We start from the raw sequence: 14,075 nt of genomic DNA, 5'->3' as shown, positions 1-14,075 counted from the left end.
CGACCAAGGAGAAAAAAATGCCTTTTTACCACAAACTTGGAACGATCCCCCACAAACGCCACACACAATTCAAAAAACCCGACGGCAAACTCTACCGTGAAGAACTGATGGGGCTGGAGGGTTTCTCATCCCTGCAATCCATCCTCTACCATCATTTCCTGCCGCCGCGCATAAAAAAGATGGCGGATATCGGACCCGCCAAACCCGAGTATGTGGATTTTGGCCCCATCCGCCACCGCGCATTTGCCACGGCTCCCACCCCGCTCGGGGCTGATCCTGTCGCCGGGCGGATTCCCCTCCTCGGCAACAATGACGTCATCCTCGGCATTTCCCGCGCCCCCAGGGGAAGGATGGACTACTTCTACCGCAACTCGCAGGCGTATGAAACCTGGTGGGTTCACGAAGGGAGCGGCACGCTCAAGAGCCAGTTCGGTAATCTGCCCTTCCGCAAGGGGGATTACATCGTCATCCCCTTTGGATCCACATGGCAGATGGAACTGGACGAGGAGTGTAAATTCTTCACCATCGAAAACCCGAGTCAGATCGAGCCGCCCAAACGCTACCGCAACCCTTATGGACAACTGCTTGAACATGCGCCCTACTGCGAGCGTGACATCCGGGTACCTGAAGGGCTGGAAACGCACACCGAACGAGGTGAGTTCGAGGTCCGCGTAAAAGTGCGTGATCGTATCTCCCAGCACATCCTCGACTATCATCCCCACGATGTCATCGGCTGGGACGGCTATCTCTACCCGTGGATATTCAACATCGAAGACTTCGAGCCAATCACGGGTCGCGTCCACCAACCGCCGCCGGTGCACCAGACCTTCGAAGGCTGGAACTTCGTCGTCTGCTCCTTCGTCCCGCGCCTGTTCGACTATCATCCCGAAGGCATCCCCGCGCCCTACAACCACTCCAACATCCAATCGGACGAGGTCATTTATTACGCCGAAGGGAACTTCATGAGCCGCAAAGGCATCGACCGCTCCGACGTCAGCCTGCATCCGTTCGGTCTGCCACACGGGCCGCAGCCCGGCATGACCGAGGCCAGCATTGGCAAGACCGAAACCCGCGAACTCGCCGTAATGGTGGACACCTTCCATCCCCTGCACCTGACCAAACAGGCAACGGAAATGGAAAAGCCCTACATGGAAACCTGGTTCGAAGGCGATGGCGAATAGCAAGACCACTCAACCTGCAACAATATAAACAAACACTGGAGAAAAGAAACACATGAAGAGGATCGCCTTTCCTGCAGTTATGGCAGCCATCATGCTCTCAGCCTGCAACCTGCCCGGCGCAAGTCCGATAGATCCGCAACTGGCCACTTTCGCCGCATTGACTGTGGAAGCCGCGCTCAACGCAACCCCGCTTGCCGATGCCATATCGGTCACGCAGGCCGATATAGAGGCAACAGCCACGTTTTCCCAACCTCTGGCGAGTGTGGGCGATGTCACCAACTGCCGCACCGGGCCGGGGGTAAATTATCAACGGATCACTCAGATCTTGCCGGATGACCCTGTCGAAATTATCGGCTTCTTCCCGCCAAACTATTGGATCGTATCCACGACGGCGGGTACCTGTTGGGTATCCGGCGAATTCGTTACCCCATCGGGAAGTTTCGCCGCCGTGCCAACAGTCACCGCGCCGCCCACACCTTTTGGCGGAGATCCGGATGCTCCATCGTTCGCAAAAACGGACGGCTGGAGTTACTTCTGCTATAGCGGCCTGGCAGACATCACCTTGAAATGGGTTGACAAATCCACAAGTGAAACGGGATACCGGGTCTTAAGGAACGGCGAGGTTGCCGCCGAGCTCCCAGCAAATTCAAGCACCTACTCTGAAACCATTAGCCTGCTTTCAGGGCAAAGCGTGGGCTATCAGATTCAGGCATTTAACGCCGCCGGTCAAGCCACAAGCAGTGTGGCAACCATGACCTGCCCGTAGGGTTCCCGGCATCAATGAGCGATGGCCGTAGTAGCCATCGCTCATTGATGCCGGGGATTGTCCTTCTGCTATGCTTCCCCAAGCTGTTCCTTCACTTTTTTAGTTTGCTTGCCACGCTCATCCGTGGACAGGACGCGCTTGCGAATACGGAAACTTTCAGGGGTCACCTCAAGCAACTCGTCATCAGAGAGGTATTCAACTGCCTCGTCGAGTGACATTTGCCGGGGCGGAGTGAGGCGGATTTCCATGTCTCCACCGGATGCGCGCATATTGGTCAGATGCTTCTTTTTACAAACATTGATCGGCAAATCACTCCCCCGCGCATTTTCGCCAATAACCATGCCCTCATAAACCGTTTCACCCGGGCCCACAAACAACTGTCCGCGTTCCTCTGCGCTCTTGAGTGCATAGGCAGTGGTCACGCCTGCCTCCCATGCAACGATGGACCCCCTCGTACGCGATGCAATCGGGCCGGCCATTTCATCATAGCCACTAAAGATGGTATGCATGACGCCGGCTCCGCGGGTGGATGTTAGAAATTGATAACGGAAGCCAAGCAATCCGCGGGTTGGGACGAGGTAAACAATGCGCGTCATTCCCTGACCTGCATCCTGCATGTCCATCATTTTGCCGCGCCTGCTCCCGAGCATTTCCACGACAACGCCGACCGTTTCAGCGCTGGTCTCGATATGCACCTCTTCAAACGGTTCGAGTAATGCACCGTCTTCGGCTTTATGAAAAATAACCTCAGGCCGGGAAACCTGGAACTCATATCCCTCACGGCGCATTGTTTCGATCAAAATACCCAAATGCAGTTCGCCGCGCCCGGAGACCAGAAAGTTTTCAGCGGAATCAGTTTCTTCCACGCGTAAAGAAACATTGGTGCGGAGTTCATCAAACAACCGTTCACGCAGTTTTCGCGAAGTACCCCACTTCCCCTCCTTGCCTGTAAGCGGGGATGTATTCACGCCAAATGTCATTCGGACGGTCGGTTCCTCCACCTTAATGGTCGGCAGGGCGACCGGGTTGGCAAGGTCAGCGAGGGTTTCACCGATGGCGATCCCTTCCAACCCAGCCAGCGAGATAATATCGCCTGCCTTAACCTCGTCAATTTCGATCTTGGTCAAACCTTTGAAGGTATAAAGGTAACGCGCACTTTCGGGCAGGATTGTTCCATCCAGCTTGATACGAGCCATCTTTTGGCCAGCCTTGATCGTGCCTGCAAAAACACGTCCAATGGCGGTCACGCCGCGGTAATCGTCATAGCCAAGCGCTGTGACGAGCATTTGCAAAGGCGCGTTGGGATTGACCTTAGGGGCAGGGATATGCTTGAGGATCACGTCAAACAAAGGCTGGAGATCGGGTCCAAGGTCCGCGGAGAGACCCGCTTTGCCGGCCGTTGCCTGGGCGTAGACAACCGGGAAGTCCGCCTGCTCTTCCGTTGCGCCCAATTCAATGAACAAGTCGAATGTTTCATTCAATACACGGGAAGGCTCGGCATCCTTGCGATCCACTTTGTTAATCACAACAATGGCTTTGTGTCCCATTCCGAGCGCTTTCTTCAACACAAAGCGCGTTTGCGGCATGGGGCCTTCCGCAGCATCCACAAGCAGGAGGACACCGTCGACCATGTTCATGACGCGCTCCACCTCACCCCCAAAATCGGCGTGACCTGGCGTATCCACAATATTGATCTTGACAGGCAGCTTGGTTGACGGGTCAGCCAGCGAGATGGCCGTATTCTTGGCAAGGATGGTAATCCCGCGCTCACGTTCCAGGTCGTTTGAATCCATCATGCGCTCTTCCACGTGCTGGTGCTCGCGGAAGGTGTGGGATTGTTTCAGCAGTTCATCCACAAGCGTGGTCTTGCCATGGTCAACGTGCGCGATAATGGCGATGTTACGAAGGTCGGTTCGTTCGATTATCATACATTTCCTTAAGCAGGCACACAACATGCAACTCTCTGGCACGCTGTCGCGCGTTGCAATATTTTTACACACAAAAGCCCCCGACGGGGAGGCCGAGGGCTTGAAGTCAGTGGTTCGGCGTGCGGAAGGTATTTTATCAGAGAGACGGGGTTTGGGGAAGGGAATTAAGAATTGCAATACCATGTTTTCAGCAGTAAAAAGCGGGATTATAACCTCGCCAGCCTGCCCGCCTTTTTCAAACCACGATAATTCCACCTGACCTGCCAGACGCGAAGGGCGGCCTCCAGCTGGATCTTGAGAGACATCTTGGATTTTCCCCAGCGACGGTCCGCAAAATAGATTGGCGATTCACCGATCTTGAATTCAAGGCAATGCGCCAGGTATATCATTTCCACAAGAAAAACATAGCCGCTCGATTGAATTCGCTCGAACGGAATCCGCTTCAACGATTCGCTCCGCCACATGCGATATCCCGTGGTGACATCATGTAAAGGCAGACCCAAAATATTACGCGCATAAAAATTCCCGAACGCAGAGAGACTCTTCCGCCAGAAGGGCCATTCGCGGTCCACGGAACCGCCTCGTATATAACGTGACCCCAGAACGACATCGAACTCTTCAAGGAGCTTTGACATCCCCGCAAGTGCGTATGGATCGTGAGAGAAATCCGCATCCATCTGGACGACTGCCTGGGCGCCGCCGTCCAGTATTTTTTGAAATCCGTTCAAATACGCCGAGCGCAAACCCATTTTCCCCGGACGATGGAGAACCTCGATAAGGCCAGGAAATTTCAGAGCCAGTTCATCAGCAACCTGACCCGTTCCATCGGGACTGTTATCATCCACGACCAGCAAATGCAAGTCCAGCGGAAGCGAAAATAAAGCGGAGACCAGCTTGGGAAGGTTCTCCGCTTCGTTATACGTGGGGGTGATGGCTGTGATACGCAAACCGGCCTCTTATTCCTTAAGTCGCATCAATTCCGCTATTATCTGCTCAACGTTTCTAGGCTTGTTTTTCAGGGACGCAATTACCGCCAATTTTACGCCAAGGCGATCTGTCTGTTTCGAAAATCGATCACGATCCTTGATAGGATAAAAATATTCCATGGACTGATCCAGGCGGGCACGCAGTTTCTCGGCTAGTGCGGCAAGGTTTGATGGCGGAAGAACAAGCAGGAAATCCGTGGCGCTGACATGGCCCAGGAAATCCTCAGGGCGGCTGACCTCGCGCATGGTGGTGACGATCATTAAACTGGTCGCACGCAACACATCGTCCGAAGCGACGAACCCATATGCCTCACGGAAAGCGCCCATGTTCTCCAGCGAAATAAACAATAACGCCGCACCATCGTCACCAAGCACTTCAGAGAGTTTTTCATCCACCAGCGCACCTTCGGGCAATCCGGTCACAGGGTTGGTCAATGACTCTTGGTTGACACGTTTAAGGGCATTTTGCACCCGCAGCCGTAATTCCTGCACATCGAAAGGTTTGGTAATGTAATCGTCGGCTCCAATCTCCAACCCCTGGAGGCGGTCAGAGCGATCCCGTTTTTCGGTCAGGAAAATAATCGGGATATCCACAGTGCGCCGGTCGGCGCGCAACCGCCGGGCTACTTCGTATCCATCAATATCGGGAAGACGGATATCGAGAATGACCAGGTCGGGATGAAATTGCTGCGATGAACGAACTCCATCCTCCCCCCAATTAACAGTGAACACCTCATAACCCTGCACGCTGAAATACGCATTCAACATTTCAGCCACATCAAGATCATCTTCAATGATGAGTATTTTTGGCTTGGTGTCCGCCACGCCAGACCTTTTCGCTAGGAGATGGGTTCTTTTTGGACAATGAATTCGCAGACATTGTCACCAATTGCAACGCACTTGGACTCGTTCACGCGAAATTCATTACCGCCCGAGACCCACTTAAGGCTTTCCTGCAACAACCCCGTTGCAATGAAACAAACGGGTTTATCTGCGCCAGTGCGTCCCCAGCAACACGGACATTTATGGATTGTCCATATCCATTCCGTGTCTTTCTCCTCGACCGTTGTCTGCTGGTCGCTTAATTGGGAGAAGATCTTTGCAAAGGCCGGCAGACCAATCCTCAGCTTGGATTGAAGCGGGAGGACGACAAACGCCAGGTCCGCGGCGCCTGCCAGTGCCCCGAAATTCCTCAAGGCGTCTGAAAAGGTTGCGCGTCCCGCGCGAAGCGCGAGTCCGCGTCCGCCACGCGGTCCATACATTTCCTCCAGGGCGGAGCCAATTGCAGAAAGTTCAACAAAATCAAAGCCTTTATCGAGGTTATCGGGAGGATAATTTTCGATGTAGTGATTCATGCCGGCAAGATTCAAGATCGCGTTCAAGCCGTTCTTACCCATCACTTCTTCGAGGGACTTGATGGTGATCAGGCCAAATTTATTGGGATAATACAAACCGCTTTTTTCAATAGGGCTCATAACAACTCCACTAGATCAACTTCGCCAGATCTTCGGCGGCTCGACGCATATCAAGGAAGATCAGGCCAAGTTTGGCCTGTTCGCGTGCCAAGGCGGTGAGGACTGCCTCTTCGCCAACCGACATTAAAACAACGTACCCTTTCAAGCCCTTAATGTAAACCTGCTCAAGAGAGCCACGTCCAAGCTCGCCAGCGATACGTTCACCCAGCGAAAGCATCGCCGCAGACATGGCTGAAACACGATCTTCCTCCACGCCTTGAGGGAGAGCCGAGGCAATGCTAAGCCCATCAACACTGACGACCGCCGATGCTTCAATATCTGGTGAGGATGCCTGCAATTCACGCAGGCGATCCACCATTTGTTGTGTACGGTTTTTGGTCAAGCCGGCCCTCCTGGGGAAATTTCTCTCGCCCGGATAATATCCCAGACGCCAATCTCATTTTCGTGCAACTATTTTAGAACATGGCATGCATTGTGTCAAGTTCGGCTATTAAAAGTTTGCAGATTCGCAATCTGCGGTACGATTGCACCACCCTTTACAAAGGTGGATTTTTTCCTTCAGCATGCTGCCGAATACGCTCTTCAACCTGCCTTTTAAGAGCGAACACCCGCTCTTCTGATGAGGCAGCGATGATATAGCCAAAGCGGTTTTTTATAAGGGGGGTCGTAATCGTTATAACGATCCCCAAGGGTTCGTTTCCAGGCATTGGGAACAAGAAGTCCTTTAACACATCCAATAATACCTTTGCATCTGTGATTGTCCCTGAACTCGCCGCTTCAAAGCTCAACAGGGAAGTTGTTTTGATGTAATCATCGCCTATGGCGTGTTTTGCGAATTCATGGACATGCGTGCCGCCTGTGCGACGCGAGTTGATCTCGAGCAAATAGATTTCATTCTCATTGCTCACAATACAATCCAAATCAAAATGCCCGACATATCCCATCGCCTGCAGGTTATGCGCCAGTTCCAAAGTGCATCTTTCAAGGTCTGGGTACCAGGGCTGGCTGTAGATGGATCGGTCCACTTGGACTCCACAAAAATCACCAAAACCCAGAAACAATTGATTGGATATATAAGTAATATGGGGATTGCCCTCGCCGAGTTTCGGTACTTTCATCTCAATGGACGGTGAAAACCCATTGGCGGATGGGATATAACTTTCCACAACTATCAATTCATCTGCATAAAACGGATCTGATTGCAGCCGGCTCAAGATTCTCTCCACGGTCAAATCCGGCTCCGTCATAATTATGGTTGTTCCGATTCCGCTCTCGCCGGTATCCGCCTTTACAATACATGATTTGCCATGGCTGGAAAACCAGTGGGCAGTTACCGCAGCCTGTTTTAAATCCCGACAGACAAACCCAAACGGAATAAATTTGTTTGCATCCGGCAACCAGTGAGATGCCAGGGATCTGTAGCCTGTTTTTGTGTCAACATAATCGCGGATCCAAAGATGATCCGATTCAGGGCTTTCGGGCGTTAATACCCGCAGGTTGAAATCCCCGCGTAATTTATCCACCAGCTGCAAAAACTCCCTAGTAGTCGCATAAGGGATCATTTGCACCGTGCGGTCTGCACCTGAGTACTCAACAATACTCTCCAGCAAATGCTTTTCACGTAAAATATCCAGACATAAATAATGCGTCGGCTCCCTGGGCGCAACGTGAGAGGTGTTTGGGTAGTTTAATCGCGTAGCATTGAAATCCGCGTGGGCAATGGGATAACTGACAATGACCAATTTTGGGTCACCAGCCCACAAAATTATGCGATCCCCATGGTAATCCTCGCCATTGATTAAATCATCCCGCTCTGCCGGCTTGTCACTGCGACTCAAAAAATCGATATGTGCTTCGGCAAAATTGCCCACCAGGACCGTGGGAATCTCATTGAGAATCGGCATGGGAAGATACAACCTTATTTCGATTCATCGTCATGATTTTTTGTGCTGCTGCTTGCGCATCTGCTGCGCCTTTTCCTTCAGCTCCTGGAAAAACTCCGATTCGACAATATCCTCCACCTGCTTGCGGCGCTTGGATTCATCAATGACGATCTTTAATTCTTCCACCTGTTTTCGCAGCACCTGCTCGCGCTGATAGACCTTGTCAACCATGCCTCTAAAGACCCGTTCCATCGTCTCGATTTCATCGGGGAAATTGTCGGAAAGATTAAGTTCTCCCAAATATTTCACCCCGACCTCATAATTACCATCGCCGATCTGCTCTATGGCGCGGGTAAACCCCACCAGCGGACGGGTGAAAAATTGAGAAACAAAATACACCAATGCCAGCAGGATGACATATGTAATAGAGAAGGCGATGTAAATATTTCTTAATATCTGCGCCCTCACCTCATTTACATACGTCGAGGTAAAGTCAATGCCAAGCGCTGCGATGGCTTCTCCCTTCGAATTCTTTATGGGCGCAAAAGCGGAGACCCATGAACCAAAACCATCCGAGTAAATATGCGGGGTGCAATTTTTATCAACATATGCGCACCAGCCCGTTTCGGTCTGGAAAACAACCTGATCAAGCCCTGCCAGGTTGGGACCAACATTGACATCATATGACAGACGAAAACTTGCAAATTCATCCCAATCAGGATCCTGCAAACATGCCCCCCAGCTTCCAATAAAGACAATTTCGTCCGGTGCATCGCCTTTGATGTAGGTATATGGACTGGCGCGAGGCTCTAGGCGCTTGATCTCACACAGCACCCTGACCTGATCCCAATAACGTGGATCGTCCGACGTGAATCCATCCTTTCCCACCTGCCCTTCGCCAATCAACCCCTCCATCGAGTCACCATCAATAATCTGGACGCGGTCCCCATCTTCAAGGATACCGGTTTCGGTCGCGCCAATGATTGTGTCGTACAGGCCTTCCTTTATTTGATCCATGGCCTCCCTCTGGGCGAAATCATAAAACCAGTAATAAGTGGATGCAAATACCAGCGTAAATATCAGGGTAAAACCGATGATCAACTTAGTTTGCAGGCTGACAAATCTCCTGCGTAATCTACCGGATGGGACACCATTTGATTGCCGAGTCATAATTTTTCTCTCCTATTCGAGGATATCCTGGAGCATCTTCCGCACCAGCCAGTGTTCGTCGGGTAAATGATAATGATCCTTTAACAGCGTAAAAAGAATGGATTTAAGAACACCCGGGTCTTCCGGATTGAAGGGATGACCGGGGATTTGAAATGCGCCCAGATACATTCTCTCATAGTCCATTTTATCAAGGTTTTCCGTCACATAGGATGCTTCCCTCAGTTCCGGTGTCGTTGGAGGCTCAAAATATTCAAACGGGAGGACCACAAAACCATACTCCACATATCTCCAAACCAGATGGTCGTATTCCACCTCCGCGATCATACAAAGGGGGGCGGTGCGCCCCCGCTCTTGAGCATCCAAAATAAGCTGCTGCATGGCAAGGTTTAAACAAAAATGCGCCAGCCTCTTGCCTTTATGACAGATCCTGCGCGCATGCGGCCTGATGGCAAAATCGAGTAAAACACCAGTGTTCCTCTTGCTGTTGTAAAGAAAGCCGACAATACCGACGGGCTCATCCCTAATCATGAGCAGCCATTGGTGCCATGTTTCATTCGCGGATCTATCCGTGGGGGTTTCTGCGCGCTGGCGCATTATCGGAACATAGCGGGAATATTGAGGGAACAGCTCATGATAGATCCTGATATAGTCATCAATGTAAGAGACATTACCTCCTATCAAATCATGAACAACCAGATGTATTCCCAAAACCCTACGCACAGGCTTAATTTTAGAACTCAATCCCATCCAGCATGCTCTTTCGTTTTGATCTTGCCAATCGGTAATTTAACATGCTGGTATCAAAGGACCTCCACAGGTATACGCTGGTAACTATTCCGGAAATTGAAGCACCCACTGCGATGCCCAGATAGATCCATCTGACAACCTGCCTGGTGATCAAACCTGCAGACTCCAGACCCAACAGGGAAACCAGCAAAATACACCCCAAAACGGTAGCCGTCGTGATGAAATAACTGTCCATAAAGGCGGAGATTCGCCCGCGTCGCTCATCAGGAACAAGACCTTGCAGGGCTTTTCTCGATGGATCATCCCAGGCAGTGTAAACCGTGCGCGCGACAAAACGGGCGGATGCAGCACCGATCATCGTTGAAACGCCCAACGCCAACCCGCTGGCAATGAACATGGCAGAGGGCAAAACCGCAAACGCCTTCTTTAATTGTATTTTTGCAAGCAGGCGGCTGGTGACAAGCCATTGAAACATCAGCAACCCGCTTGTTTGGACAGCTTTATAATAGCCAAGAAATCTTTGAAACTCAAGGTCGCTGCCAACAGCAACATCAATTGCAAAAAGAAAGTTGAACTCTATCAATGTCAATATAAAACCTGTGAGCAGCATCAAAATGCCCACCGCTTTAAATGCAGGGATGTTTAGAAAGTAATCCAAGCCGATTCTAATCGTGTCGCGCAGGCCGGCGTCTTCCTCCCGCGACTGCCGCGTTTTTATCGTGGTCTTGAGAAATGTAAACTGCAAAAACGCGGCGCTCAGGATTAACACCACGGCAATCGCAGTAAATATCTGGGAAAGACCGAATGAGTATTTCTCGGCAAGGTATGTCACCCATGCCGCCGTACCATTTCCGATCAATCCGCCGATCACGGCGCCGGAAGCAATAAATGGGAAAATCCGTTTCGACTCGGACACTGCATAAACATCGTTCGCCAAAGCCCAAAACGCAAGAGGCATGATCATGAATTGCTGGTCTGCCAACAGATAGAGGACGGGATAGGTGATCCAATCAGCCACCTGAAAAGCGAACATGAACTGGAGCAACAAATAAAGGGCAGCCAGCCCGATTAACAACCATGAAACCAATTGCAAGCGCGGATAACGGTCGATCACCACCAAGTAACCGCCGACAGCAAACATGGTCAACAGGGTCGTCCCGATCCAAAGCAGTGGGACCTTATCGACACCAAGATTACTGACAAACCCGGCTGTTGCCACCACATCTGACAACTCCAGTACCAGTGTATTAATGGCAATTAAGAGCCATAACGAGAACGCCAGCTTCAACTCCCCGGATTTAAGATTAAGAAATCTGCTCATTTTTTTTCCTTCATACAAACCTGACAGTAAAAACAGCGAGGGTGCGTTCCCGGAAGCAAAACATCCCGGCATTTTATCAGTTGCCGGCACCAGAAGTAAAGGGTCGAGGCTGCTTTCATAGTTTCGATATGGGTGTGTAAGGTGGCCCTATTTTAAAGTTTCGGCGCAAATTCAATTATTAATAGGTATAATCATTATATGACAGACGAACAGATAAAACCCCTCGCCCGAAACAAGATTGCCATGCTGATCGACGGCGACAATGCCCAGGCCGGCCTGCTCTCCCAAATGCTCGTGGAAGCCGGCCGCTACGGGCAGGTGACCGTCCGCCGCATTTACGGGGATTGGACCACAACCAGCATGAATTCATGGAAGGACACGCTCAACTTCCATGCCTTCCAGCCCATTCAGCAGTTCCGCTATACCATTGGAAAGAACGCAACGGACAGCGCCATGATCATTGACGCAATGGACATCCTGCATTCCGGGGTGGTGGACGGCTTTTGCCTCGTGTCCAGCGACAGTGATTATACACGTCTGGCTACACGCATCCGTGAGACGGGGGTCTTTGTAATGGGTATGGGTGAAAAGAAAACGCCAAAACCCTTTGTAAACGCGTGCGATGTTTTTGTTTATACCGAAAACCTGATCTCAACAAAAAAAATGACAGCCCAGCCCCGTGCGCAAAGGGGCGGCACAAAAAAGAAGGAAGAAGCCGATCCCATGCCTGTCTTAATTCAGGCTTTTGAAATGGCGGTTCAACAGGACGGATGGGCATCTTTGGCAAACATGGGCAATGCACTTTATCAGGTAGACCCGAGTTTTGATCCCCGCACGTACGGTCATAAACAACTCTCGAAGATGATCAGCAAATTAAGCGACCGTTTTGAAATGCGCGCACAGGAAAACGGCGGACCGATCATTTTTTACGTAAAAATGAAGGAATAGAAACCACGGCAGATTGCCAAAGAAAATCAGGCAATCTGCTTTTTATTTATGGCTTCCTTGTATACATCGATGATCTGGGAGGTAATTTTCCCCCACGCGTAATCAGCGGCGTACTCCGCAGCACGATGCCCCATTTCATGACGCAAATCCGCATTCCCCAAAAGCATGGAAAGCTTTTCGCACAACGCTTGAGGGTCGCTGTCGGGAATCGTATAGCCTGTGAGTCCGTTCTGCACCAGATACCCAAGCCCGCCCACTTCCGAAGCCACGACGGGCACGCCGCAGGCCATTGCCTCAAGCGCCACCATCCCAAACGATTCGTACAGCGACGGCATTACAACCACCTCCGCCGCCGAATAATAATAAGGCAGGGTATCCTGTCCGCGTTTCCCCAGAAAGACAACCATCCCGCCCATGCACAAATCATCGCACAGGTTTTGCAGGCGCGTCATTTCATCAGACATATCATCAGGACTGACGTTCACATCACCACCAATGATCGCAAGGTGAACCGGACGGTGCACACCCTGCAGATCAAGGCAGGACATCGCCTGGATCAAGGTGTCCACACCCTTCAACGGTTCGATCCGCCCCACAAAAAGCACCATACGGTTCTCAGGTCTTAAGCCGATATACTGTTTTGCCTCATCCGCAGGGATGGGATAAAAATGACTCGTATCCACACCGGGCGGTATGATGACCATTTTGTCGGCGTCCGCTTTATATAGAAAACGCAATTGGGTCAGCTCCGCCATCGTGGCGACGACGATCCGATCAGCCCTGCGCAGCACTTGCCTCTCACCATTGAGGCGATCCTCGCCTGCGCGTTCAGCCTCCGATCGCGCCACTCGATTCTTCATCTCCCCCAATGTATGGAACATGTGCATAACGGGAATGCCGCCCCAGGCATCGCTCAACGCCTCCGCAGCCAGTCCGGACATCCAATAATGGCTGTGGATGGCATCATATTTAATTCCTTTGTCAGCCGCAAACTGCCTGATCCCAGCCACAAATTCAGGAACATATCCTGCAATAGCACTTTTGCTTTTCGGCTCCTCGGGTCCTGCAGGGATATGCACCACGCGGTTGCCGTATCCCAGATCGTGCAGTACATGTGGCACATGCTCATCCTGTGAGCGCGTGAATACATCCACGTGGACGCCCATCCGCCCCAACTCCCGCGTCAGATCACGGACGTACACGTTCATTCCGCCGGTATCCTTGCCCCCAAGCGTCGCCAGCGGACAGGTATGGTAGGAAAGCATTGCAATTCGAAGCATGTCGGTTCTCCAACACCTAGACGACATGAAATCATAAAAACTTGCGGGTTTAATCCAAATCCTTTATAATCCTGCCCGCTCAAGCCACCATAGCTCAGCTGGTAGAGCAAACGATTCGTAATCGTTAGGTCGTGGGTTCAATTCCCACTGGTGGCTCAAAAAGGAACCCGGGCAGATCTGCCCGGGTTCTGGCTATTAATCCGCCTTATGTGCAGAATAAGCGCATCGGAATAGTTCCTATTCCTGGGATTCACAATTTTTTTGTCCAAATACCTGTAAATCCTACTGAACCCGCCCCGGATTTGGAGACGGAAAAAAATTGTGATCACGCCGGGTGTCGTATTCCTGATATCACTCGGGCTGGTGATTGGTCTTCAAACTCACATCCAA

Annotated in this window: 13 protein-coding genes and 1 tRNA gene; 4 read left to right on the top strand and 10 right to left on the bottom strand. The window is 51.3% G+C overall.

Annotation, left to right across the window (positions count from 1 at the left end):
- Window positions 1-17: 17 nt before the first annotated feature.
- Both QY332_11130 and QY332_11125 read left to right on the top strand, forming a co-directional pair.
- Window positions 18-1,181, top strand: coding sequence for a homogentisate 1,2-dioxygenase (locus QY332_11130; GenBank protein WKZ34161.1), 1,164 nt, complete (start codon window positions 18-20; stop codon window positions 1,179-1,181).
- A 52-nt stretch (window positions 1,182-1,233) separates the two neighbouring features.
- Window positions 1,234-1,947: an SH3 domain-containing protein gene (locus QY332_11125; protein WKZ34160.1), complete on the top strand. Its 714-nt coding sequence runs from the start codon at window positions 1,234-1,236 to the stop codon at window positions 1,945-1,947.
- A 68-nt stretch (window positions 1,948-2,015) separates the two neighbouring features.
- On the opposite strand, the gene typA is transcribed toward QY332_11125, so the two are convergent.
- From typA to QY332_11080, 9 genes are all read right to left on the bottom strand, one after another.
- The gene (gene typA / locus QY332_11120; protein ID WKZ34159.1) at window positions 2,016-3,875 is read right to left on the bottom strand and encodes a translational GTPase TypA; all 1,860 of its coding nucleotides are present in this window, start codon (window positions 3,873-3,875) and stop codon (window positions 2,016-2,018) included.
- 206 nt (window positions 3,876-4,081) lie between these two features.
- Window positions 4,082-4,822 carry a polyprenol monophosphomannose synthase gene (locus QY332_11115; GenBank protein WKZ34158.1) on the bottom strand — a complete coding sequence of 247 codons (741 nt, stop codon included), beginning with the start codon at window positions 4,820-4,822 and terminating at the stop codon, window positions 4,082-4,084.
- 9 nt (window positions 4,823-4,831) lie between these two features.
- Window positions 4,832-5,686 carry a response regulator gene (locus QY332_11110; GenBank protein WKZ34157.1) on the bottom strand — a complete coding sequence of 285 codons (855 nt, stop codon included), beginning with the start codon at window positions 5,684-5,686 and terminating at the stop codon, window positions 4,832-4,834.
- A gap of 14 nt (window positions 5,687-5,700) precedes the next feature.
- A complete protein-coding gene (locus tag QY332_11105; protein ID WKZ34156.1) occupies window positions 5,701-6,336 on the bottom strand; it encodes a 4-vinyl reductase in 636 nt (211 codons plus the stop codon).
- Between the two features lie 10 nt (window positions 6,337-6,346).
- On the bottom strand, window positions 6,347-6,718 hold the full coding sequence (locus QY332_11100; GenBank protein ID WKZ34155.1) for a roadblock/LC7 domain-containing protein: 372 nt from the start codon (window positions 6,716-6,718) through the stop codon (window positions 6,347-6,349).
- A gap of 154 nt (window positions 6,719-6,872) precedes the next feature.
- Window positions 6,873-8,240, bottom strand: a complete 1,368-nt coding sequence (locus QY332_11095; GenBank protein WKZ34154.1) for a hypothetical protein — start codon at window positions 8,238-8,240, stop codon at window positions 6,873-6,875.
- A gap of 30 nt (window positions 8,241-8,270) precedes the next feature.
- Window positions 8,271-9,389: a hypothetical protein gene (locus QY332_11090; GenBank protein ID WKZ34153.1), complete on the bottom strand. Its 1,119-nt coding sequence runs from the start codon at window positions 9,387-9,389 to the stop codon at window positions 8,271-8,273.
- A gap of 12 nt (window positions 9,390-9,401) precedes the next feature.
- Window positions 9,402-9,917: a hypothetical protein gene (locus QY332_11085; GenBank protein ID WKZ34152.1), complete on the bottom strand. Its 516-nt coding sequence runs from the start codon at window positions 9,915-9,917 to the stop codon at window positions 9,402-9,404.
- 202 nt (window positions 9,918-10,119) lie between these two features.
- Window positions 10,120-11,457, bottom strand: coding sequence for an Npt1/Npt2 family nucleotide transporter (locus QY332_11080; protein WKZ34151.1), 1,338 nt, complete (start codon window positions 11,455-11,457; stop codon window positions 10,120-10,122).
- A gap of 198 nt (window positions 11,458-11,655) precedes the next feature.
- On the opposite strand from QY332_11080, the gene QY332_11075 reads away from it, so the two are divergent.
- Window positions 11,656-12,405: an NYN domain-containing protein gene (locus tag QY332_11075; GenBank protein ID WKZ34150.1), complete on the top strand. Its 750-nt coding sequence runs from the start codon at window positions 11,656-11,658 to the stop codon at window positions 12,403-12,405.
- A gap of 26 nt (window positions 12,406-12,431) precedes the next feature.
- On the opposite strand, the gene QY332_11070 is transcribed toward QY332_11075, so the two are convergent.
- Entirely contained in the window at window positions 12,432-13,685 is a 1,254-nt protein-coding gene (locus QY332_11070; GenBank protein WKZ34149.1) for a glycosyltransferase, read from the bottom strand.
- An 83-nt stretch (window positions 13,686-13,768) separates the two neighbouring features.
- On the opposite strand from QY332_11070, the gene QY332_11065 reads away from it, so the two are divergent.
- Window positions 13,769-13,841 (top strand) — tRNA-Thr (locus QY332_11065).
- The last annotated feature ends 234 nt before the right edge of the window (window positions 13,842-14,075 follow it).

Source organism: Anaerolineales bacterium (assembly GCA_030583885.1).
Taxonomy (GTDB): Bacteria; Chloroflexota; Anaerolineae; order Anaerolineales; family Villigracilaceae; genus Villigracilis.
The sequence above is the reverse complement of the archived record's forward strand: the minus strand, read 5'-3'. Positions and strand labels throughout refer to the sequence as shown.

Bases quoted from the DNA above. Each gene is read 5' to 3' on its own strand.
- QY332_11095 (WKZ34154.1), bottom strand. From the start codon at position 8,240: ATGCCGATTCTCAATGAGATTCCCACGGTCCTGGTGGGCAATTTTGCC.
- QY332_11105 (WKZ34156.1), bottom strand. From the start codon at position 6,336: ATGAGCCCTATTGAAAAAAGCGGTTTGTATTATCCCAATAAATTTGGC.
- QY332_11070 (WKZ34149.1), bottom strand. From the start codon at position 13,685: ATGCTTCGAATTGCAATGCTTTCCTACCATACCTGTCCGCTGGCGACG.
- QY332_11085 (WKZ34152.1), bottom strand. From the start codon at position 9,917: ATGATTAGGGATGAGCCCGTCGGTATTGTCGGCTTTCTTTACAACAGC.
- QY332_11125 (WKZ34160.1), top strand. From the start codon at position 1,234: ATGAAGAGGATCGCCTTTCCTGCAGTTATGGCAGCCATCATGCTCTCA.
- QY332_11090 (WKZ34153.1), bottom strand. From the start codon at position 9,389: ATGACTCGGCAATCAAATGGTGTCCCATCCGGTAGATTACGCAGGAGA.
- QY332_11080 (WKZ34151.1), bottom strand. From the start codon at position 11,457: ATGAGCAGATTTCTTAATCTTAAATCCGGGGAGTTGAAGCTGGCGTTC.
- QY332_11075 (WKZ34150.1), top strand. From the start codon at position 11,656: ATGACAGACGAACAGATAAAACCCCTCGCCCGAAACAAGATTGCCATG.
- QY332_11130 (WKZ34161.1), top strand. From the start codon at position 18: ATGCCTTTTTACCACAAACTTGGAACGATCCCCCACAAACGCCACACA.
- typA (WKZ34159.1), bottom strand. From the start codon at position 3,875: ATGATAATCGAACGAACCGACCTTCGTAACATCGCCATTATCGCGCAC.